The 20,345-nt window shown below is 72.1% G+C and carries 17 protein-coding genes; 8 read left to right on the forward strand and 9 right to left on the reverse strand.

Going from position 1 to position 20,345, the window contains the following annotated elements:
* Nucleotides 1-17: 17 nt before the first annotated feature.
* Complete coding sequence (locus tag AN215_RS08460; protein WP_070013201.1) at nt 18-1,373, reverse strand: hypothetical protein; 1,356 nt, start codon at nt 1,371-1,373, stop codon at nt 18-20.
* 521 nt (nt 1,374-1,894) lie between these two features.
* Here AN215_RS08460 and AN215_RS08465 point away from each other — a divergent pair.
* The gene (locus AN215_RS08465) at nt 1,895-4,123 is read left to right on the forward strand and encodes a HelD family protein (RefSeq protein WP_070013200.1); all 2,229 of its coding nucleotides are present in this window, start codon (nt 1,895-1,897) and stop codon (nt 4,121-4,123) included.
* Between the two features lie 92 nt (nt 4,124-4,215).
* Here the strand turns inward: AN215_RS08465 and AN215_RS08470 are convergent, their stop codons facing one another.
* Nucleotides 4,216-4,824 (reverse strand): sigma-70 family RNA polymerase sigma factor, encoded by a 609-nt coding sequence (locus tag AN215_RS08470; protein ID WP_070013199.1) that lies wholly within the window; start codon nt 4,822-4,824, stop codon nt 4,216-4,218.
* A 49-nt stretch (nt 4,825-4,873) separates the two neighbouring features.
* Between AN215_RS08470 and AN215_RS08475 the strand changes: the two genes are divergently transcribed.
* Nucleotides 4,874-5,176 carry a zf-HC2 domain-containing protein gene (locus AN215_RS08475; RefSeq protein ID WP_070013198.1) on the forward strand — a complete coding sequence of 101 codons (303 nt, stop codon included), beginning with the start codon at nt 4,874-4,876 and terminating at the stop codon, nt 5,174-5,176.
* A 199-nt stretch (nt 5,177-5,375) separates the two neighbouring features.
* Here AN215_RS08475 and AN215_RS08480 read toward each other — a convergent pair whose 3' ends face one another.
* Nucleotides 5,376-6,185, reverse strand: a complete 810-nt coding sequence (locus tag AN215_RS08480; protein WP_070013197.1) for a hypothetical protein — start codon at nt 6,183-6,185, stop codon at nt 5,376-5,378.
* Between the two features lie 187 nt (nt 6,186-6,372).
* Here AN215_RS08480 and AN215_RS08485 point away from each other — a divergent pair, with 187 nt between their 5' ends.
* The 4 genes from AN215_RS08485 (at nt 6,373) to AN215_RS08500 (ending at nt 11,703) form a co-directional block, all read left to right on the forward strand.
* The gene (locus AN215_RS08485) at nt 6,373-7,146 is read left to right on the forward strand and encodes an enoyl-CoA hydratase-related protein (RefSeq protein WP_070013196.1); all 774 of its coding nucleotides are present in this window, start codon (nt 6,373-6,375) and stop codon (nt 7,144-7,146) included.
* A gap of 353 nt (nt 7,147-7,499) precedes the next feature.
* Complete coding sequence (locus AN215_RS08490) at nt 7,500-8,822, forward strand: MFS transporter (RefSeq protein ID WP_079122819.1); 1,323 nt, start codon at nt 7,500-7,502, stop codon at nt 8,820-8,822.
* Nucleotides 8,823-8,856: 34 nt separating this feature from the next.
* Complete coding sequence (locus AN215_RS08495) at nt 8,857-10,602, forward strand: thiamine pyrophosphate-binding protein (RefSeq protein ID WP_070013195.1); 1,746 nt, start codon at nt 8,857-8,859, stop codon at nt 10,600-10,602.
* Nucleotides 10,603-10,755: 153 nt separating this feature from the next.
* On the forward strand, nt 10,756-11,703 hold the full coding sequence (locus AN215_RS08500; protein WP_070013194.1) for a phytanoyl-CoA dioxygenase family protein: 948 nt from the start codon (nt 10,756-10,758) through the stop codon (nt 11,701-11,703).
* Between the two features lie 96 nt (nt 11,704-11,799).
* Here AN215_RS08500 and AN215_RS08505 read toward each other — a convergent pair whose 3' ends face one another.
* Together AN215_RS08505 and AN215_RS08510 are read right to left on the reverse strand one after the other, a co-directional pair.
* Nucleotides 11,800-13,293 (reverse strand): FG-GAP repeat protein, encoded by a 1,494-nt coding sequence (locus AN215_RS08505; protein WP_070013193.1) that lies wholly within the window; start codon nt 13,291-13,293, stop codon nt 11,800-11,802.
* 227 nt (nt 13,294-13,520) lie between these two features.
* Nucleotides 13,521-14,834: an ABC transporter substrate-binding protein gene (locus tag AN215_RS08510; protein ID WP_070013192.1), complete on the reverse strand. Its 1,314-nt coding sequence runs from the start codon at nt 14,832-14,834 to the stop codon at nt 13,521-13,523.
* A gap of 208 nt (nt 14,835-15,042) precedes the next feature.
* On the opposite strand from AN215_RS08510, the gene AN215_RS08515 reads away from it, so the two are divergent.
* Nucleotides 15,043-15,606 carry a snapalysin family zinc-dependent metalloprotease gene (locus AN215_RS08515; protein WP_070013191.1) on the forward strand — a complete coding sequence of 188 codons (564 nt, stop codon included), beginning with the start codon at nt 15,043-15,045 and terminating at the stop codon, nt 15,604-15,606.
* 119 nt (nt 15,607-15,725) lie between these two features.
* On the opposite strand, the gene AN215_RS08520 is transcribed toward AN215_RS08515, so the two are convergent.
* The 4 genes from AN215_RS08520 to AN215_RS08535 all read right to left on the reverse strand — a co-directional run bounded on the left by AN215_RS08520 (nt 15,726) and on the right by AN215_RS08535 (nt 19,329).
* Entirely contained in the window at nt 15,726-16,148 is a 423-nt protein-coding gene (locus tag AN215_RS08520; RefSeq protein WP_070013190.1) for a hypothetical protein, read from the reverse strand.
* Between the two features lie 198 nt (nt 16,149-16,346).
* Nucleotides 16,347-17,324 carry a helix-turn-helix transcriptional regulator gene (locus AN215_RS08525; RefSeq protein WP_070013189.1) on the reverse strand — a complete coding sequence of 326 codons (978 nt, stop codon included), beginning with the start codon at nt 17,322-17,324 and terminating at the stop codon, nt 16,347-16,349.
* Between the two features lie 74 nt (nt 17,325-17,398).
* Nucleotides 17,399-18,373, reverse strand: a complete 975-nt coding sequence (locus AN215_RS08530; protein ID WP_245694344.1) for an AraC family transcriptional regulator — start codon at nt 18,371-18,373, stop codon at nt 17,399-17,401.
* 107 nt (nt 18,374-18,480) lie between these two features.
* Nucleotides 18,481-19,329: a helix-turn-helix transcriptional regulator gene (locus AN215_RS08535; protein ID WP_139140701.1), complete on the reverse strand. Its 849-nt coding sequence runs from the start codon at nt 19,327-19,329 to the stop codon at nt 18,481-18,483.
* A 65-nt stretch (nt 19,330-19,394) separates the two neighbouring features.
* Between AN215_RS08535 and AN215_RS08540 the strand changes: the two genes are divergently transcribed.
* Nucleotides 19,395-20,306, forward strand: a complete 912-nt coding sequence (locus AN215_RS08540; RefSeq protein ID WP_079122988.1) for a phytanoyl-CoA dioxygenase family protein — start codon at nt 19,395-19,397, stop codon at nt 20,304-20,306.
* Nucleotides 20,307-20,345 lie beyond the last annotated feature (39 nt).

Consider the following 20,345-nt stretch of genomic DNA (forward strand, 5'->3'; position numbering starts at 1 on the left):
AAACGGGCCGACAAGTGTCAGGCGCCGGGCGGAATCCGGCCGTCGGCGATCGGCCACTCACGGGTGACGACCGGGAAGACGACGCGGTCCTGCGGCCGGATTCCGATGACCGTGAAGGGCAGCCCCGCGAAGAGCGAGGTCTCCAGGGTGACCCCGCCGTTCAGTTTCCAGGTACCGCCGCGCTTCTCGCCGACCGTGGACGCCGGCTCGGGCTGCCGGGCCTTCGCGCGCAGGTACGGGCCGAAGAACGCGTCCACGCCCACGGTGTCGTAGAGGCTGATGCTTGCCTCCGGGCCGAGCATCGTGCGCAGTTCGCCGTTGCCGGAGACCTTTGCGGTTCCGCCCGTACGGGTCTTGCCGTCGGCGTGCCTGTCGGGCTTCCACCCCGCTGCTTCGGTGTGCCGCGTGCCGACCTTCATCGAGCCGCCCGAGGTCTGGTCGACGTCGACGTTCAACGTGCCGTCGGCGCGCACCTCCAGGACGAGGCTGAGCTTCAGGGCGACGACCACGGGGACCGTGCCGACCATGACCACGGGATACGCGGCGAGCGTGGCGATGGGGATGCGCGGCGCGGTACGAGGGAGCTTGACGGGACCCTTGATCCGCCAGCCTGCCTTCCAGGGACCGGAGACGTTCACCGAGGCGGACGCGTCCGCGGGGTCGGCGGAGCCCTTGCCGTCGTAGGAGAACCCGACCGAGGGGGCCATCTCCAGGAAGCCGCCGACCTTCGTCTCGCGCTCCAGCCCGGGCTTCCCCCCGAACATGGGTAGTTCGGTGCCGAATTCGATGCGCAGCTTCCTGCCGTCGGCTCCGCCGCCGATGCCCCGGGGGGAGCTCTCCTGCGCGCGCCCCGCGATGCCGCGCGTCACGTCGAGACTCTTGAGCTGCGGGGTCACGTCCCACGCGGAGGGCGCCACCGGGATCTTCCCCTCGGCCTTCGAGCTGCCGAGCACGTCCGCCAACTTCGCGGGGGCGGTGGCGACTTCGGTCCTCCCGGCGCTCTCGGAACGCACCCGCGTGACCTTGACGAGGGCGCCGGCGGGTGCCGCGGCGGCGGGCGGGCTCGCGATCACGTCGCCCTTGCGGATTCCGGGGGCGCGGGTCCCGCCGTGGGTCAGGACCGCACGGCCGGCCTTCGCGTCGTAGGAGGAGAGCGTGACGTCCCGCTCCGTGCGGGAGGTCGGCCGCCCGTCCGCCGAGGGGCGGCTGACCTTGGCGGACCCCGATCCGCCCCGGGTGACGGCGAGTTCGGGAGTGGCGCTTCGTTCGCCGTTCGTCCGAGGAGAACCCCCGTCGGAAACCTGACCCGGGACGGCGGCCTGCAGAGCCGTGCTGCCCCAGCCCGTGGCGAGCAGCGCGGATATGCAGATCATGGAAAGCAGGGCGGGGCGAGTGACCCGATTCACAAAAACACCTCTTCGGAAGAGCGGGCACTCGGCCCAGGGACCAGCCGAGAGAATGCAACGGGAGTTGAACGGATGTCAAAACAGCAGCTCCGGGCAGGTGGAGACATGCCGCTCCCGCTCCGGGAATTCCTTTCCCGTTGAACGACCGGGGCTTGTGAATGCGCCCGGCGCCGAATGTGACAAGGGCTCAGAGAATCTGCCCCGACAGCTCGCCTCGGTGGCCTCCTCGGCACTCTCCGTACCGGCGGGAGCGCCGGTACGTCACGGCCGGGCTGCCGCGCGCCGCTCCCGCACAGGGCGTGAATCCTCAAGAAATCCTCAAAGAACAAGCCCCGGATGAATTGACATCCAGGGCTTGATTCTGCGTATATTCAATCCTTATGCCTTCACGGCTCGCGACTCTCAACTCGCGTCCTTCAAAAGGGGCATGAGGAGAAGTTCAACAGGGTCACCATATCGCGTCGGGAGTAGAATTGTCAACCAAAGAAATGCGGCAGGAACAGCAATTCATCACCCGCCTCTACACCCGGCTCGATCAGCTGAGAGAGCAGGCCGAGCGGTCGGTACGCGGCGCACTCGCGCAGGCCGGGAACAATTTCCAGGCCAGGCTCGAGCGGGATGTGCTGGTGGCGGAACAGTCCGGGCTGCTCAGTGCGATCAACGCGGAGGAGAACGGGCTCTGTTTCGGACGCCTCGACTTCCGGGACGGCCGTACCCACCACATCGGGCGCATCGGAATCCGGCAGGACGACGCGTCCCGTACACCCCTGGTGATCGACTGGCGGGCAGAGGTGGCGCGTCCCTTCTACCTCGCCACGGGACACTCCCCCATGGGCCTGCGGCGCAGACGGCACATCACCACCGAAGGACGCACCGTCACCGCGCTCCACGACGAGTTGATGGACCTCAGCGACCCGACCCGTACCGGCCACGAGGGCGCCGACGCCGACGAGGTCCTGCTGGCCGCGCTGGACGCGGCCCGCACCGGGCGGATGCACGACATCGTCCGGACCATCCAGGCCGAGCAGGACCACATCATCCGGGCGCCCCACCAGGGCGTCATGGTGGTCGAGGGCGGCCCCGGCACCGGCAAGACCGTCGTCGCGCTGCACCGGGCGGCGTATCTGCTCTACGAGCACCGGGAGTTGCTGGCCCGCAGGGCGGTGCTGATCGTCGGCCCCAACCCGGCCTTCCTGAGCTACATCGGCGAAGTGCTGCCGTCCCTGGGCGAGACCGGCGTGCTGCCGGCGACCGTCGGCGAACTCTTCCCCGGTGTACGGGCCACCGGCACCGACAGCCCGGCCGCCGCCGAGGTCAAGGGACGTGCCGCGATGGCCGGTGTGCTGGCGAAGGCGCTGCGCGACCGGCAGACCGTGCCCGAGTGGGCCACGGAGATCGACCACGACGACTACGGGACGCTCTACCTGGAGCGGGCCATGGCGGAGGACGCGCGCCACCGTGCGCGCGCGAGCGAGCTGCCCCACAACCTGGCCAGGCCCGTCTTCGCCTTCCACGTCATCGACGAGCTGACCGCGCAGCTGACCGAGCGGATCGGCGCCGATCCGTACGGCGGCCCCAACCTGCTGCAACCCGACGACGTCGCCCAGATGGGCAAGGAGATCGCGACGAGTCCGCGGGTCCACGCGGCCATCGACGAGCTGTGGCCGCAGCTGACCCCGCAGGAGTTCGTCGCGGACTTCCTCGCGGAGCCGGTCCACCTGGACGAGGAGCCGGCCGGGCTGATCCGCCGGCAGGGCGGGGCGTGGACCGAGGCCGACGTGCCGCTGCTCGACGAGGCCGCCGAGCTGCTGGGCGAGGACGACAGCGCGGCCCGCGCCGCGGCCGAGGCCGAACGCCAGGAGCAGATCGCCTACGCACAGGGCGTGCTGGAGCTGTCCCGGGGCTCCGAGACGTACGAGTTCGAGGACGAGGAGTCCGAGGTCCTCGCCGCGCACGACATCATCGACGCCGAACGGATGGCCGAACGGCACGAGGAGGCCGACCGCCGCAGCGCGGCCGAGCGGGCGGCGGCCGACCGTACCTGGGCGTTCGGCCACATCGTCGTCGACGAGGCGCAGGAACTCTCGGCGATGGCCTGGCGGTTGCTGATGCGGCGCATCCCGACGCGCTCGATGACGCTCGTCGGGGACCCGGCGCAGACGGCGGAGACGGCCGGGCTCGGCTCCTGGGAACGCATCCTCGAGCCGTACGTCGGCGACCGCTGGGAGCAGGTACGACTGGGCGTCAACTACCGTACGCCCGCCGAGATCATGGAGGTCGCGGCCGGGTTCCTGCGGGCACACGACCCGTCGTTCACGCCGCCGGAGTCGGTGCGGTCGACCGGAGTGCGGCCCTGGGCCCTGCGGGTGGCCGGGGGCGGTCTCGCCGCAGCGGTGGCACGGGAGGCCGCGGAGGCCCGTGACGGGGCGGGACGGGTCGCGGTCATCGCCCCGGCGGCTCTGCACGCCTCGATCGCCGCGGAGCTTCCGGACGCGGAGCACGGTCCCGAACCCGACCTCACCCGCGACGTGGTGCTGCTGGACGCACGGCAGGCGAAGGGGCTGGAGTTCGACACGGTGCTGGTCGTGGAACCGGCCGAGTACGGGGTGAGCGATCTGTACGTCGCGCTGACCCGGGCCACGCAGCGACTCGGCGTACTGCACACCGGCGATCTGCCCGCCGCGCTCGGTGGGCTGGAGGAAGCGGGAGGCCGGTAGGGCGTGACGGACGCGGATACGCGGCGGTGGTCCCCGGGCACGTGAAACACGCCCCGGGCGACCACCGCCGTGCCGTTACGGCACCGTGCCGTTCACGCCGCCGAGCCGGCCAGGGCGGCACCTCTGCCGCCCGTTCCGGCGCGGTCCGACTCCTCCGCCTCCTCCAGCAGCGAGATGAGGGACTCGCGTGCCCGGGCCACCCGGGAACGCACCGTGCCCACCGGGCAGTCGATGACCGCGGCAGCCTGGGCATAGGGCAACCCGAGCAGTTGCGTGAGCACGAACGCCTCACGCCGCGGCGCATCGATCAGCGCCAGCAGTTCGCTCAGCGCTATCCCTTCCTCGAACCCCGGCAGACCGCGCGGCTGCGTCCGCTCCACCGCCGTCTGCCAGTCGTCCGTGTCGGCCGGCCGCGGGCGGCAGGCACTGGTGCGGATACGGTCGGCCACCGTTCTGCGGGCGATGGTCAGCAGCCACGTACGGGCCGAGGACCTTCCCTCGAAACCCGGGAGGCTGCGCAGCGCACGCAGATAGGTGTCCTGCACGAGGTCGTCAGCCGCCTGAACGTCGCCGCTCAGGTGCGTGACGTAGCGGCGCACGTCGAGCTGCGTCGCGCGTACGAACTCCTGCGCCGCCTCCCCGTCTCCGGCTCGGGCGGCAAGCGCCCACGCGGTCGCCTCCGCGTCCACCTCCTCACGCATTCCGTTTCCTCCCGCACCCGTTGTCACAGGGATCGGGGAGGATGGGGGCATGCACTGCTCCCGAGCCCGCACCGCGCTCTCCGCCCGGCTCGACCAGGAGGCACTGCCCCCCGGCGTCACAGAACGGAGGCTCGGGGAACACCTCGCGGAATGCCCGGACTGCCGCCGGTGGCAGGACCGGGCCGAGCAGCTCGAGCGCATGCCTGCCGGCGAACCGGGCGCGGGCGCGGAGCCGGTGGGACGCCCGCTGGACCGGCTGCGCCGCCCCGAGGGCCTCTCCGGCCCCGACGAGCGCTGCCCGTCCGGCCCCGAAGAGCACGGGACCGGAGGCCCGGGCCGGCACGCTTGCTGAGGCGCAACAGGCCGCTCTTGTCGTCAGTGGCCGCGCGGCAGGTGCGGACCGCACCCGCACGCGGACAGGGGTCATCGTCATCTGAAGTCCTTCGTGTCGTCCGGCCGCCGCATGGGGGCGGAACCGGTGAAGTCGCGCTCCGGCGCGGCGGGCCGGTAAAGCCGGACGTCGTCGCCGGGGGCGCAGGGCCGTGCTGCCGTCAGACAGCGCGGCCGCGCGGCGGACCTCTCAGCCAGATGACATGACTCAGAAACAGCTTCCGTGGTGTACGGGAACGCTCCCGCCAGCCTGCGAACACCGCGGGGGCGGGAGCCGGCAGCACCACGTCGACGACGGACACCAGCGGCGCGAAGAGCCGCACCGACGCCGCCCGTACGGCACGGAAGACGGCCCGCTCCCCGCCCCACAGCCACCACGCGCTGAGCAGCGCCACCAGAAGGTGGGCCGCGAGCATCCCCGTCGTGCCGCCCGGTATCCCGCCGTGCGCCATGCCGCCGTGCGCCATCCCGTCCATGCTCCCGGGGTCGGGCAGCGCCGCCCCGGTGTGCTGGGCGTGATGCGCGTCGGCCGCCATTCCGTCCATACCGGCGGACGGCGCGTGATGCTCCATGCCACCGCCGCCGTGCATGGAGTGCGACGACCCATGACCGGCAGGCAGACCGGGCTCCGGGCGACCGGACTGGCCGGAATGACCCAGCAGGGCCGTGGTCCAACGGTCGGCGAGCGGGCCATGCTTCGGAACGCCGTGGCCTGCCATCGCCTGACCGAGCGAGAAGACGCAGTGCAGCAGCGCCTGCGTACCGACCGTCAACGCGCCGACGAGGAGCGGGCCGCGCTCGCGGTCGGCGAGGGACCACCCCAGGAGCGCCGCCCCCAGCCAGGCGAGCAGCAGCATCCAGCCGGGCACGGAAGCGCCGGACATCAGCGTGTGTCCCACGGATGCGAGCAGCACGCAGACCGCCGCGAACGAGCCCGCCCGCAACGCCCTGAGAACGCTTCCCGCATGCATGACCTGGCCATCGTCGCACTCAGGGCAGGGCGTGGAGCCCGAGGGGCGGAAACCACTCACATCTGGACAGAGCCCGGAGGAGAGCAGTACGCGAGCGCCGCCGGCAGCGACGCCGCCGGACCGGACCCGGCCGGGCAGGCGCGGCCGGGCCAGGCCGCGGAGGGACACGGAGGGATACGGTGGAAGCGTGGCTGACTACGAGCACATCCTGGTGAAGCGCGACGACGGCACCGTGACGATCACGATGAACCGCGCCAGACGCCGGAACTCGTTGACCGCCGCACACCTCACCGAGCTGCGCGACGCGTTCGCCGAGGCCGGTGAGAGCGACGCGACCGGAATCGTGCTGGCCGCGGACGGTCCGGTCTTCTCCGCCGGCCACGACTTCGGCGACGTCTCGTCCCGGGACCTGCTGGGAGTACGCGAGCTGCTGCAGCTGTGCACCGAGCTGATGAACACCGTCCAGTCGGTGCCGCAGGTCGTGGTCGCACGGGTGCACGGTCTGGCCACCGCCGCCGGCTGCCAGCTCGTCGCCTCCTGCGACCTGGCGGTGGCCACGGAGTCCGCCGGTTTCGCGCTGCCGGGCGGGCAGGGCGGCTGGTTCTGCCACACGCCGGCCGTGCCGGTGGCCCGCTCCATCGGCAGGAAGCGGCTGATGGAGATGGCTCTCACGGGCGACGCCGTCGACGCGGCGACAGCCGAACGGTGGGGCCTGGTGAACCGCGTGGTGCCCGACGACGAACTCGACGACGCCGTCGCGGAGTTGCTCGCACGTGCGACCCGGGGCAGCCGGGCGAGCAAGGCGCTCGGCAAGCAGACTCTCTACGCCCAGCTGGACCGGCCCGAAGCCGACGCCTACCAGCTGGCACTCGAGGTGATGGCTGCGGCCTCCCGGCTGCCCGGGGCACGTGAGGGCATGGCGGCGTTCCTGGAGAAGCGCAAGCCGGACTGGCCCGACTGACCGGCGGACCCGGCGGACCCGCGCCAGGCCGGGCAGGGCCGGGTACGACCGGACCGCGCAGCGCCGGGCGGGGCCGGCCGGGCAGGGCCGGACCGGTACGGACAGGCACGGACAGGCACGGACAGGTACGACCGACCGCCGGCAGGCGCATCCGCACGCGGGGCGCTGCGAGATCCGGGCCCGCCCGCACCCGGCGCCCGCCCCGCCAGGTCCGGTGAACGCGGAGTCTTCCGCCCCGGGCCCGTGCGTGGTTACCTGTGGCCCCCCACGCGCCTCACCAGGGCCTCCACCGGCCATGCCGTCCCCAGCGCGCGCCGCATACGAGCGCACGCACCGCTCCAGTCGGAGATCGCGTGACTTCTGACCCTGCTTCCGCGGACCCCTCCCCCACGACACCGCAGCCGCAGCCTGCCGCCCCTACCGGCTCCAGAGCCCTCGTCGTCGCCCTGTGCTGCGCGACGATCATCATCGACGGCTACGACCTGATCGTGTACGGCACCGTCGTGCCCACCCTCCTGGACGGCTCGGCCGAGTGGAAGCTGTCGGAGGCCGAGACGGGACGCATCGGCGCCTACGCGCTCGTCGGCATGCTCTTCGGCGCCATGATGACCGGCACGGTCACCGACCTCGTGGGCCGCCGGCGCATCATGCTCGGCTGCGTCGCCTGGTTCACGACGGCCATGGCGCTGGCGGCGGTCGCGCCGACGCCGGAGTTCTTCGGTTTCGCGCGGTTCCTGGCCGGTCTGGGGCTCGGCGGCGTCGTACCCACCGCCATCGCGCTGACCATCGAGTACGCACACCCGCGGCACCGCAGCCGTACCAACGGCCTGATGTTCTCCGGCTATTCGGTCGGCGGCATCCTGGCCGCGCTCACGGCGATCGCCGTGATCCCGCAACTGGGCTGGCGCGCGATGTTCTGGGTCGGCGTCGTGCTGGGCGTCCTGCTCCTCCCGGTCGCGTGGCGGCTGCTGCCCGAGTCGGCGAGCTTCCTGCTCGCACGGGGCCGCAGGGAGGAGGCCGAGAGCCTCGCCGCCCGCTACGGCCTGACGCTGGAGGAACCGCCGCCGGCTCAGGACAGCGCCCCTCGCGGACTGTCCACGCTGAAGGCCCTGTTCGTCCCGCGCTACGTGGCCGGCACGCTGCTGTTCTGGCTCGGCACCGGCGTGGGGCTGCTGCTCGTGTACGGCCTGAACACCTGGCTCGCGCAGATCATGCGGGAGGCGGGCTATCCGCTGGGATCGGCTCTGGCCTTCCTGCTCGTGCTCAACCTGGGCGCCATCCTCGGCACTCCGCTGTTCGGCGCCCTCGCCGACCGCGTCGGGTCGAAACCGGTGACGGTGGGCATGTTCCTCGCCGCCGCGGTGTGCATCTTCCTGCTGAGCTTCGAACTGCCGAGCTTCCTGCTGTTCGTACTGGTGGGCATCGCGGGCGCCTGCACGATCGGGACGACGATCCTGGTGAACGCCTACACGGCGAACTTCTACCCGGCCCACATGCGGGCCACCGGCCTCGGCTGGGCACTCGGCGTGGGGCGGCTGGGGGCCATCCTCGGGCCGATCTACGGCGCCTTCATCCTCGCCTCCGGGTGGGGACTGGACGCGAACTTCTACGCGTTCGCGGCGCCCGCCCTGCTGGGAGCCGCCGCCATGCTGCTGATCCCCGCACTGCGCAAGTAGCCGCGCCCGGAGCGCGAGGAAGGGAGAGACGCCGGTGATCGTCGCGGAGGCCGTGGGCCGTACGCTCGTCCGGCTCGGTGCCGACAGGGCGTTCGGCGTCGTGGGCAGCGGAAACTTCCACGTCACCGGCGCCATGGTCGCCGCGGGCGCCCGGTACGTCGCGGCGCGGCACGAGAGCGGCGCGGCGGTCATGGCCGACGCCTACGCGAGAGTCTCCGGCAAGCTCGGTGTCGTCACGGTGCATCAGGGCTGCGGCCTGACCAACGCGCTGACGGGCATCACCGAAGCGGCCAAGAGCCGTACCCCGCTGATCGTCCTGGCCGCGGACACACCCGCGGCGGACCTGCGCTCCAACTTCCGCGTCGACCAGGACGCGTTGGCACACGCCGTGGGCGCGCGGGCGGAGCGCGTGCACGGCCCGGAAACGGCCGTCGCCGACACCGTACGGGCCTGCCGGCTGGCCGTCTCGGGGCGGCGCACGGTCGTGCTGAACCTCCCCGTCGACGTGCAGAGCCGTCAGGTCCCCCTGCCGCTGACCGAACCCGAACCCGAACCGCCCCGGCTTCACCGGCCCGCTCCCGCGGCGGAGGCGGTGGCCGAGCTCGGCAGGCTGCTCATGCGATCGCGCCGTCCCGTATTCATCGCGGGACGCGGCGCGCTGTCCGGGCCGGGACCCTCCGCGGGGGAAAGGCCCGCCGCGGATGCCCTACGTGAACTCGGCGCCGCCACCGGTGCGTTGCTCGCGACGTCGGCCGTCGCACGCGGTCTCTTCCACGGCGACCCGTGGTCCCTGGACGTCTCTGGGGGCTTCTCCTCACCGCTGGCCGCCGAACTGATCTCGGGAGCCGACCTCGTCGTCGGCTGGGGCTGCGCTCTGAACAAGTGGACGACGCGCCACGGCGCGCTGATCGCCCCCGACGCGTCCTTGGTGCAGGTCGACCTCGACGCCGAGGCGATCGGCGCGCACCGCCCCGTCACCCTCGGCATCGTGGGCGACACGGCGGCGACAGCTTCGGCGGTGACGGTGTTCCTCGCCGGCGGCGGCGGACAGCCGGCCGCGGAGGACCCGCCGGCGGACGGCCTTCGGGGCTACCGCTCCGAGGAGCTGCGGGCACGCATCGGCAGCGAACTGGCCTGGAACACCGTGCCGTACACGGACGATTCGACGGACGGGAACACCAACGGAAGCACGGACGGCAACACGGACGGGAACATCGATCCGCGCACCCTGTCCGTCCGGCTCGACGGACTGCTGCCGCGCGAGCGCGTGCTCGCCGTCGACTCCGGCAACTTCATGGGCTACCCGGCCATGTTCCTCTCCGTACCGGACGAACAGGGCTTCTGCTTCACGCAGGCGTTCCAGTCGATCGGGCTCGGCCTGGCCACCGCGATCGGAGCCGCCCTCGCCAGACCGGACCGCCTTCCGGTGGCCGCGCTCGGCGACGGCGGTGCGCTCATGGGCGTATCGGAGCTGGAGACCGTCGTCAGGCTGGGCCTGCCGATGGCGGTCGTCGTCTACAACGACCGTGCGTACGGCGCCGAGGTGCACCATTTCGCCGGTGACGGCGCCGACTTGAGCACCGTGACGTTCCCCGACACCGACATCGCGGCCCTCGCCCGGGGCCTCGGCTACACCGGGGTCACCGTGCGCGGCGAGGACGATCTGGAGGCCGTCGCCAGCTGGGTGGACGGACCGCGAAGCACCCCGCTGCTGGTCGACGCCAAGATCACATCGACGGAGGGCTCCTGGTGGCTGAAGGAGGCCTTCCGCGCGCACTGACCACGCGCTGAACTGGCCCTGCCACGCGCTGCCCGCCCACTCTTCGTGCGCCGCCCGCACGCCCAACGGCCGCCGCCCGGGCGCCGCTTCAGCTCCGGCGCACCCCCGGGAAAACCGGTTGCCCGCGCCTCCTGCCGTGATCACCCTGGCCTGATGGAACTCAGCGGAGCCGCACAGGCGTGGGCCGAGGACGGCTTCGTGATCCTGCCGGCCTTCATCCCGGCCGGGGAGCTGAAGCCGGCAACGGACGAACTGGGCTTGCTCTTCCCGTCACCCGACGGCTTCCACGACGCGACCGACCCGCGGCGCGAACGCTTCATCGGCGACCAGTTCGCCGGTATCGACTACTTCCCGTTCGCGAGCACGGAGATCAGCCTGCTCGCCGTACACCACCGCATCCTGGCGCTCGCCGGGACGCTGCTGGAGGACGACGGCTGCCGGATCTACGGAGCGGAGGCCTGGGCCAAGTACACCGGCGCCAGTGACTACGAGCAGGATCTGCACCGCGACTACCTCGGACACAGCCTCGTGGTCCCCAGCACCGAACCGCGCTTCCGCCAGCTGGAGATGTTCGTGTACCTGGCGGACGTGCCCGAGGAGTGCGGCCCGGCGCACCTCGTCTCCCGGAAGCACACAGCCGGCCTTCCCGCCCTGCCCGACCGCTATCCGCGGCCCGGCCGCGAAAGCGGCAGCCGCTCCCCCGACGGCAGCGGCGGCTGCTCCGAGGCAGGGCCGCACCTGTACGGAGCGGAGGTGTCCGCGTCGGGCCCGGCGGGGACCGTCGTCGCCTTCGAGATCGGAACCGTCCACCGGGCCACGGCCATGGCCGCGCCGCGCGGCGCGCGGTACACGATGCACCTGAACTTCCGTTCCTCCGGCGTCGATTGGGGCCAGCGACGGGGCTGGGCCTATTCCGCCGTACAGGAGGACTGGTCCAGGTTCGTCGAGCGGGCCACTCCGCGCCAGCTGGGGGCATTCGGTTTCCCGCCGCCGGGGCATCCGTACTGGACGGCGGAGACACTGGCCGGGACGGCGCTGCGATATCCCGGGCTCGACCTCGCGCCCTGGCGCGAGGCCGGTACCACTCCCGGCGTTCGCTGATCCCCCGCCCCGGGGCCGTGATCCCGGCGATCACGGACCCGGGCTCGCGAGACGTACGCCGCCCGTCCGCTCTTCGTCCCGCCCGACACCCGCCCGCTATTCGTCGATCGCCGCGCCGAACAGCGCGCCGGCGGCCGGTGCGCCGAGGCGGGCGCCGTCGTACGTCCACGTGCCGTTCGCGGCGAGCCCCGACGTCGTCGCGGGGAGGACCCATATGAAACCGTCGTCGGTGTTCTCGCCCGGTGCCGCCGCCAGCAGGCCGAAGAGGCCGTCCTTGTTGGCGTCGACCAGCCGTACCTGGCCGCCCCAGCGGTCCGAGGCCTCCGCCACGCCGGGGATGCTGCCGTGGTTCTGGTCGAAGCTGCGTGCTCCGGTGGCCGTGAGCCCGCCCGGTGCGCCGCGCAGCGCCCACACCGCACCCGCGTCGGAGACGGAGCCGATGTCCTCCCCGGGAGCGCCGACGGCGAGGTCGGGGCGTCCGTCGCCGTCGGTGTCGCCGGAGGACATCTCGGCTCCCCACAGGTCGCCTGCCTCGGCCTTACCGGGGACGCCCGGGGAGTCCTGCGTCCACGTCTGCGCCGGGTCCGGGCCGAGTCCGGACAGGTCGCCCTGGCCCAGGTGGACGGAGACGGATCCGCCGAGGGCCGAACCGGCGCCCGTGTCGCCGATGGCCAGGTCGTCCTGGCCGTCGTGGTTGAAGTCGCTGCTGACCGCCGCGGGACCGCCCTCGAAGGTGCCGCCGTCACCCATCTCCTCGATGTCGGGGGCTCCGTGGAGCACCTGCGTGGCGCCGGCGCCCGGCTGGTCGCCGGTGGTCACCCCGGAGACGGCCAGGTCCGCCCACGGGTCCTCGTTGTAGTTGCCGTGGGTCAGGCTCCGGAGGGCGAGGCCGGCCCCCGGGGAGACCTCCAGAGTCCGTCCGTCGCCCGCCGGCTTCAGCTGCCCGGCCGCCGCTCCCGGCGGTGAGGTGAAGAACAGCAGCGTGTCGTTCTCCAGGACGGCGATGCTGTCGCGCAGGCCCGCGTCCGGATCCGCCGGGTCCGGGGAGAAGTACCGGGCCGCCTCGATCGCCCGCCCGAAGCCGGCGCCGGCCCGCGGCTGTCCGGGGTTCTCCAGCCAGGTGCTGTCGGTCCCCCGCAACCCGCTCGGCGACCCCCAGAAGACGGTGGCGCCGCCCGCGTCCGACAACCCCGCCAGGTCCTCGCCGGGGATGCCGACGATCGCGTCGTCGTAACCGTCGTTGTCCAGGTCGCCGGAGGCCACCGCACGCCCGAAGCCGTCCCCGGCCTCGGAACCGCCCGGGACGCCCGCGGTGTTCTGGTTGAGGACGCGCTTGCCGGTGGTGCTGAGACCGCTCGACGAGCTGTACTGCACGGTGACGTATCCGGCGCCCCGTGCGCCGCTCACGGTGGCGCCCGGGGCGCCGGTCAGCACGTCGTCGAAGCCGTTCCCGTCGTAGTCGCAGTTGCGCTGCTGCCAGCCGATGGACGGGAAGGGCACGGCGGCCCGTGCGGCGGGCGCCGCGATCACGGCGCCGCCGACGGTGAGGAGTGCCGTGGCCGTCAGGGCCACGCTTCTCAGGTAACGCACAGGAGAACCTCCTTGGTCTCCCAGGCCGCGTGTCACGTGTCGTGGGCCGCGTGTTCGCGTCCTGCTTCAGCCACCGGCGGACCGGCCGACGCCCCTCGGGTGGCGCGGCGAGTGGAATGCCGTGGCCGCGAATGCACCCGATGCCCGTATTGCTGTCATCCAAGAGACATCCGAGGTTCGTCCATGGTTGTACGGACTCGGCGTTTCCGCCGAGGACACCTGGGCCGTCAGGATGCGGGAGACCCTCGCTCCAGCGTCTTCTGGACGTCCACGAAGCCGTCGTGCACCTTCGTCAGGCGGCCGTTCCGCACCCGCTGGTAGGTCACCATCGTGTTCACGATGCGCGGGAAGTCACGAGCGGCGAGCATGTTGTCGTAGTTCCAGTTCAGCTTCGGCGTCAGGCCGCCCGTGTCGACCGGCCCGCCCCTGTCCAGCGCGCCCCGCACGGACTTGGCGGTGACGTCCTCACCGTCGTCCATGGACTCCAGCACCTGTTTCAGCACCGTGTAGGCGATCCACGTCGTCTGTACGCCGGGGTCCGAGCTGTCCACCCGGTTGTCGCCGAAGGCGTGCTCCTGGATGACGTGCTTCATCGGTTTCCAGCGGGGGTCGCCGTCCGCGGGGTACCAGCCTGTCGCGAAAGCGCCCTCCAGGGGGCTCTTCGCACCGCCCGTCTGGTCGACGAGGGACTGCCGCACGCTGCCGAGCACGGACGCCGTCCGCACGGGCGGGCTGTCCTTCTGCAGGTGCCTGAACGAGTCGAAGAAGATGTTCGTGCGTCCGCCCAGTACGGCCGTGACACACGGCCCGTTCGCCGCGGCGCCCTGGGCCGCCGTGCCGACCGTCCCGCCGCCGTAGGCGTTCGCGTCGGCAAGGGCCTTGCGTGCGTGACGTCCGTAAGCGGTGGCGTCCTCCGGCGCCCGTACGTCCGTGACCGGCCCGGCGCCGCCCTCCGCGAGGCCGGCGTCGATGAGCCTGGGGAGCTGGTCCCCGACGGTGGTGTCGGGCCGTACGAGAGAGACGTGCGAGCAGTCCCCGGCGGCCAGTTGGCGGCCGTTCCCCGCGACGAGCGCCGGCAGTCCGCCGTTGACGGGGTAGGAGAACGGGCTGCTGAACTCCTGGTCCGCGACGCCGTATCCGCCGATGTACGGGATGCCGGCACTCTCAAGGGCGGGCATGAAGGAGCGGCCGTGCTGGCTGTACGAACCGACGACCGCGACGACGCCTTCCTTCTTGGCGCGTGCGCCGCAACGAGCGGCTCGCACGGTGTCGTTGTGGTCGTTGCACGTCAGCACCCGCAGCCGGCGGCCGTTGATGCCGCCTTCGGCGTTGACCCAGCGCGCGTACGCCTGTGCCATCGCGGGCATGCCGGGCATGTTCGTCGCCTGGGTGCCCTCCGGCGCCCATGTCATCACGGTGACCGTGTCGTCGTCGCCGTCGCCGGTGGACGGGACCGCACCGCAGCCTGCCAGCAGTGCGGTGCAGGCGGTGAGTGGGACGGCGGTGGCCAGGAGCGCGGTACGACGACGCCTTGCAGACATACGGCGAACGCTGCCGTGCGCCAACCAACGGAGGAGTCACGGAATCTCAACTTTCCGTGACGCAAGTGTGAATAGCCCTTCCGGCCGGCGAGGGCGTGGCTGAGAATCCGCCTGCCGAGTTGCGTCCGGCAGGAGTCCCCCGCTCATTTCAGGGCATGAACACGCCAATACGCAACACCTGAGCTCTGTCCCCCACCAGGAGGCTGATGTGTTGATCCGTAATGGCGCCCGGGCGGCGATCGTCGGGGCGCTGGCCGCTCTCGCCCTGTTCGGCGGCCAGGCAGTGGCCAGCCCGGCGGAAGCGCCCCAGAAGGCGGCCGCGCCCAAGGTCCTCACCTACGACGCCGGCGAGTCCGCCGAGTTCGCCGAGGCCGTCGACAACGGTGTGAAGGTATGGAACGACAGCGTCACCGGCGTACGTCTCGAACCGGCCGCGGCCGGTGAGGAGGCAAACGTACGAATCGTCGCCGACGACGGCTGGCCGCGCGCCGTCACCACCAGCCTCGGCAACGGCACCGTCTACATGGGCCGCGAGGCGGTGCAGCAGGGGTACGACACGACCCGGATCGCCTCGCACGAGCTGGGCCACATCCTCGGTCTGCCCGACATCAAGCCGGGTCCGTGCTCCAGCCTGATGTCCGGGTCGACCGCCGGGCCGTCCTGCACCAACCCCAACCCCGACGCGGCGGAGAAGGCCGAGGTCGAGGAGAACTTCGCCGAAGGCGCGGCGGGCGCGGCGGACCGGCAGCGGACCCTGGTCTTCCAGGACTGATCAGCAGGACGGCACCGTCACCGACGGCCGGGTGACGCAAGGTGACCCGCTGACCGGTTACCCGGTGACCCGGTGACCCCGCCACTCGTACGCCCGGTGGCCCGCACGCGTTTCGCGGGTCACCGGGCGTCGCCCGGCGGCGCGTCGCCCTGGCTGCCCCACTCGCCGAGCATCGCGTGATTCTCCTCGGAGCGCTGCTTCAGGAGCGCGAGAAGCTCGTCCTCCGCGCGCACCAGGGCCTCGAAGACCTCTTGTGCCGCCGGCTCCGCCATCACGGCCTCGTCGTGAGGGCACGCAGGCAGACCGCGGTACGACTCCATCGCCTCGGCAGCCGCGGCCAGTTGCGAGGCGATCGCCCGGTACTCGCGCACCAGCCGCCCGTAGGCGTCGTGCTCCTGCTTGCCGTCCGGATCCGCGACGGGCAGGGCTCCCATGTGGTTCTGCAGCACGTTCGCCAGCCGGTCCGTCAACTCACCCATTCTCGCGGGCAGTTCGGCACTGGCGGCCAGCCCTTTGCCGCACGTCCACTCTTCGTCCGCCATGGCCTCTTCCCGTCCTCTCGGGCTGTTCCCGCTCGGAGTTCTCGCGTCCTGATCGTGCTCCGCCGAATTGTGCTCCGCCGACGGGCTTCGTGATGCGCCTCCACCGCTTCGGAGCGAACTGATCGGACGCCGGGCACCGCACGGCCCTGCGCGAGGTGGCCGCGGGCCGTGGCGTACGTGCGGGCAGCTCGCCGTGCCTCACCTCAGGAGTGTGTCGTCGGGGCTGACGCCGAAGGTGTCGTGGTAGTGGGCGGCGAAGTTCGACGGCCTCACGAATCCCCAACGCGCCGCGACCGCCGCCACCGTCGCATCCGCATCGAGAGCGGCGGCTGCATCCGTGCCGGCACCCGCGCCGGGGACGGCGTCGAGAAGGTCGAAGTGCGCACGGTCCAGACGGACGCGCCTCAGGCAGCCCAATACGCCGGTGTCGTGATGACGGGCGAAGGCCGCACGCAGCGCCCGGGGCGACACACGCGCCGCCTCGGCGATCTCGGTCAGACCGATGTCGATGTGCGCGTTCTGCTCGATGAAGGCGACCGCCCTGCGCACGGCGCCGGCCGTGGCGTCCCCGCCGTCCGCCGAAGTGGGCTCGGGACCCCCGGTGTTGGGGAATGTGTCCAGCGCGCTCGCCGCGAGGGTACGGGCCACGTTGCCGACCGCGAGCGGTTCACGCATCGCGTCCGGGGCCTCGGAGAGGACGCCCCGCAGATCCTCGACGGTCTCCCCCCAGTGCGCGGCGAGGTCGTCGGAAGCGGGCCTCATCCCGGTGAAGCGGAGGGAGGCACCCGGCTCGTCGCCCGCGAAGCCGGCGGCCCGCTCGAGGAGCGGCAGGTCCAGCACGACAGAGCCGAAGTGCAGGTTGTGCGCCTGCGCGGTGAACGGCCGGTCCGGCGGGGCGATGACGGCGACGTCCCCCGGCAGGATGCGTTCGCTGCCGCCTTCCCAGCCGTGCTCCACCCAGCCCGCCCTCGGCTGTACGACCGCGAGGCGTTCCAGCGGATCGGCGTCGTAGCCGGTCTCCATGGAGAGCGTCACGTCGTCCACCCAGAACGAGCCGAAGTCGTAACGGGCGTGCCGGACGAGCTGGTTGTGCTCCGTGCCCTTCATCCGCAGGGAGGAGCCGTAGGCGGCGCTCATGAAGTCCCGGCCCGCGTCGAGGTCAGTGGTCTCGAACACGTCCCGTCGCAACGCGTGGCTCGGGGGTTTCGTATCCGCGGTCGTGATGGCCATGGGCTTCTCGCACCGAGGAATCAGGTTCGCAGGGTGTGCCCGGGCTGCTGTCCGTACACATCGTGGTAGTGGGCGGCGAAGGCACCGGCTTCGGGGAACCCCCAGCGGGTGGCGATGCCGGCGACCGTCGCCCCGCCGGTGGGGTCGGTGGCCTGGAGTTCGCGGTGCGCGTGCTCCAGGCGCACCCGGCGCAGATAGCCGAGCGGCGTGGTGCCGTATTGCCGCTCGAAGGCCGCCTGCAGGGCCGAAGGCGAGGTGGAAGCCGCGGCCGCGATGTCGGCCGTCGTGAGGGGACGGTCGGCGTGGGCTTCGACGAAGTCGGCCGCACGGCGCACGGCGGCCGGTGAGGCCTGGCCGGGCCCGGGCCGGTAGTCGGCGGTCATGGTGGTGTTCGGGAACGTCCGCACCGCCGCCGCGCCGAGGAGATTGACCATCTCGTCCCTGACCAGCGGAGAGGACAGCGGGCTGTCGGGCATCTCCAGCTGGTGGCTGACGAAGCCGACCGTGGAGCGCCAGAACCTGTCCATCTGCGCGGAGACCGGCAGCGTGCCGAGGAAGCGCACCCCGCCGCCCGCGCCGTGGTCGGCGGCCGCACGTTCCGCGGCGTCGGCGGGCACCCTGAGGAACTCCGCCCGCAGGCGGTTCCAGCTGAGCCGGATCGGGACTCCCGGGGGGTAGAGGGCGGTGCCGCCGACGGAGAGCGTCGCCTCCTGGTCACCCGATGTGACGGAGAAACTGCCCCCCGCGAGGAAGACGAACATCAGACCGTCGATGACGTCGCAGTCGGCGATCGTGTCGTTCGAATGCACGAGGTGGTCCAGGCTCACGCCCCCGGCACTCGTACGGCAGAAGCGGAAAGTGAAGTCATCGGCCGGCGCAGCCCACTGCCTGCAGTCGCAATACGCGTCCTTGGTCACGGACGCGGCGACTGCCGGGTCGGATGTACTGAACTCGAAGCGCTCAACCGGACGGCGGCGCTCGGTGTCGACCGTCATGATCCCCTCCACCACGGCGGCGGTCGGGCCTGCGAGGACTCTCTTCCCGACCGTACTCCTCGCGCACTGCGTGACGGCCGGCGTGACCGCAGGCTGCCCGGGGCCGGTCAGGGCGCGGCACCGCCGGCCAGGCCCAGCCGGTGGGAGAGCCGCCGCAGCGCTGGTGATCCCGCCGGGCCCGCGCCCGGCGCGAAGGCGGACCGGTACGAGCGGGGTGACCGGCCGTACGCGGCACGGAACCGCCGGGAGAAGTGGAGGGGGTCGGCGAAGCCGCACTCCCGCCCGGCCTCCGTCACCGACAGGTTGCTCCGGGAGAGCAGCAGCCCCGCCCTCTCCAGGCGTACCGCCTCCAGAGCGGCCACCGGGGTCAGCCCGAAGGCCGCTCTGAACTGCCGTGCGAGGTGGGCGTCGGACACCGCGGCGGCCCTGGCCAGTTCGCCCAGCGGGATCGCCCGCATCCGGCCACTCCACACCTGCCGCACGTGTGCCAGCGCGGCGGCGACGGCGGGCGGTTCGGGCGACGGCGCGGGTCCCGGCAGCGGTCCCGCGGTGCACAGGTCGAGCAGCAGGGCCAGCACCTCCTCCGTACGCCTGCGCCAGTCCGGCGAAGGCTCCTCGGCAAGCCAGAGCAGATACTCGAGCAGCCCCGCGGTGGGTGCGGGCGGCGCCAGCGGGCGGACCACGGGTTCGCGCACCGGCGAGTCGGCGGTGAAGTGCACGTACCCGTGCCGGGTCGGTCCGTCCGGGCTCCAGTGGAACGCGTCATAAGTGCCCGGCGGTATCAGCAGCACCTCGCCCGGGGTGAGCGGCCGCTCCCGGCCGGCTTCCGGCTCCAGCCAGCGCGCGGAGCCGGAGAGCAGCCAGACGAACTCGAAGTCGTCCGTCCGGCGGGGGCCGAAGGTCGCCCCCGGCGGATAGTCGGCCAGCGCGGGATCCTTCGCCACGGAACAGGTCACGAATCGCCATGTTAAGGCGCGCTCCGGCCATGGATACGGGGGCCGGGGCGGGTCACGGTATGTCCATGACCACAGCGACGAGGAAGGCGAGGTACGGCCTCGCCGGCACCCCAGCCCCCACCGGGACCGGCACCCCCGACGACCTGACCGGACGCTTCGACCGGGACGGCTACGTCGTCGTCGGCTGCCTCACGCGGGACGAGGTCGACGGACTCAACGACGAGGCGCTGCGCATCTTCCGCGGCGAGGCGGGCGACATCACCGGCCTCGCCGCGTCACACGAGGGGGACGACGACGGCGAGGTCCTCCGCCGCTATGCGTGCATACACCAGCCGCACAAGATCTCACCCGTGCTCCGGCAGGCGCTCTCCCACCCGGAGCTGGTCCGTGTGCTGACACGGCTCATCGGCCCGGACGTGAAGTCCATGCAGTCCATGCTCTTCACCAAGGGGGAGGGCAAGCCCGGGCAGGCCTGGCACCAGGACGAGTACTTCATCCCCACCCGTGACCGCTCGCTCACGGCCGCCTGGATCGCCCTCGACGACGCCACCGTCGAGAACGGAGCCCTGTGGGCGCTGCCCGGCTCCCACCGCCCCGGCGTGATCTATCCCGACCGTGAGCACGACGACGAGCGGTTCGACTGCGCCATCGAGGCGTACGACTTCCCCTACCGGGACGAGGACGCCGTGCCGCTGGAGGTGGAGGCCGGCTCGGTGGTCTTCTTCGACGGCTACCTGCTGCACCGCTCGCTGCCCAACACCGGCCGGCACGGGCTGCGCCGGGCGCTGGTCAACCACTACATGAGCGCGCAGTCGCTGCTGCCCTGGCAGGGCCCGCCGGAAGGGACGCACACCGCGAAGTGGGACTTCCGGGACGTGACGCTGGTCGCCGGAACCGATCCGTACGCGTGGAAGGGGTACGCCGACGTCGTCCGGCCGCACATCCGTCCCTCGCGGGACGGGGGCTGCGGCCGCTGAGCGGGCGGTGCCGCGCGGGACGGTGCACGCGGAACGGTG

Source organism: Streptomyces abyssalis (genome assembly GCF_001751365.1).
GTDB classification, from domain to species: Bacteria; Actinomycetota; Actinomycetes; order Streptomycetales; family Streptomycetaceae; genus Streptomyces; species Streptomyces abyssalis.

What these genes read in the sequence shown, in the direction of transcription:
- AN215_RS08460 (WP_070013201.1), bottom strand. Translation starts at nt 1,373, where the DNA reads ATGATCTGCATATCCGCGCTGCTCGCCACGGGCTGGGGCAGCACGGCT.
- AN215_RS08465 (WP_070013200.1), top strand. Translation starts at nt 1,895, where the DNA reads ATGCGGCAGGAACAGCAATTCATCACCCGCCTCTACACCCGGCTCGAT.
- AN215_RS08470 (WP_070013199.1), bottom strand. Translation starts at nt 4,824, where the DNA reads ATGCGTGAGGAGGTGGACGCGGAGGCGACCGCGTGGGCGCTTGCCGCC.
- AN215_RS08475 (WP_070013198.1), top strand. Translation starts at nt 4,874, where the DNA reads ATGCACTGCTCCCGAGCCCGCACCGCGCTCTCCGCCCGGCTCGACCAG.
- AN215_RS08480 (WP_070013197.1), bottom strand. Translation starts at nt 6,185, where the DNA reads ATGCATGCGGGAAGCGTTCTCAGGGCGTTGCGGGCGGGCTCGTTCGCG.
- AN215_RS08500 (WP_070013194.1), top strand. Translation starts at nt 10,756, where the DNA reads ATGGAACTCAGCGGAGCCGCACAGGCGTGGGCCGAGGACGGCTTCGTG.
- AN215_RS08510 (WP_070013192.1), bottom strand. Translation starts at nt 14,834, where the DNA reads ATGTCTGCAAGGCGTCGTCGTACCGCGCTCCTGGCCACCGCCGTCCCA.
- AN215_RS08520 (WP_070013190.1), bottom strand. Translation starts at nt 16,148, where the DNA reads ATGGCGGACGAAGAGTGGACGTGCGGCAAAGGGCTGGCCGCCAGTGCC.
- AN215_RS08530 (WP_245694344.1), bottom strand. Translation starts at nt 18,373, where the DNA reads ATGACGGTCGACACCGAGCGCCGCCGTCCGGTTGAGCGCTTCGAGTTC.
- AN215_RS08540 (WP_079122988.1), top strand. Translation starts at nt 19,395, where the DNA reads ATGACCACAGCGACGAGGAAGGCGAGGTACGGCCTCGCCGGCACCCCA.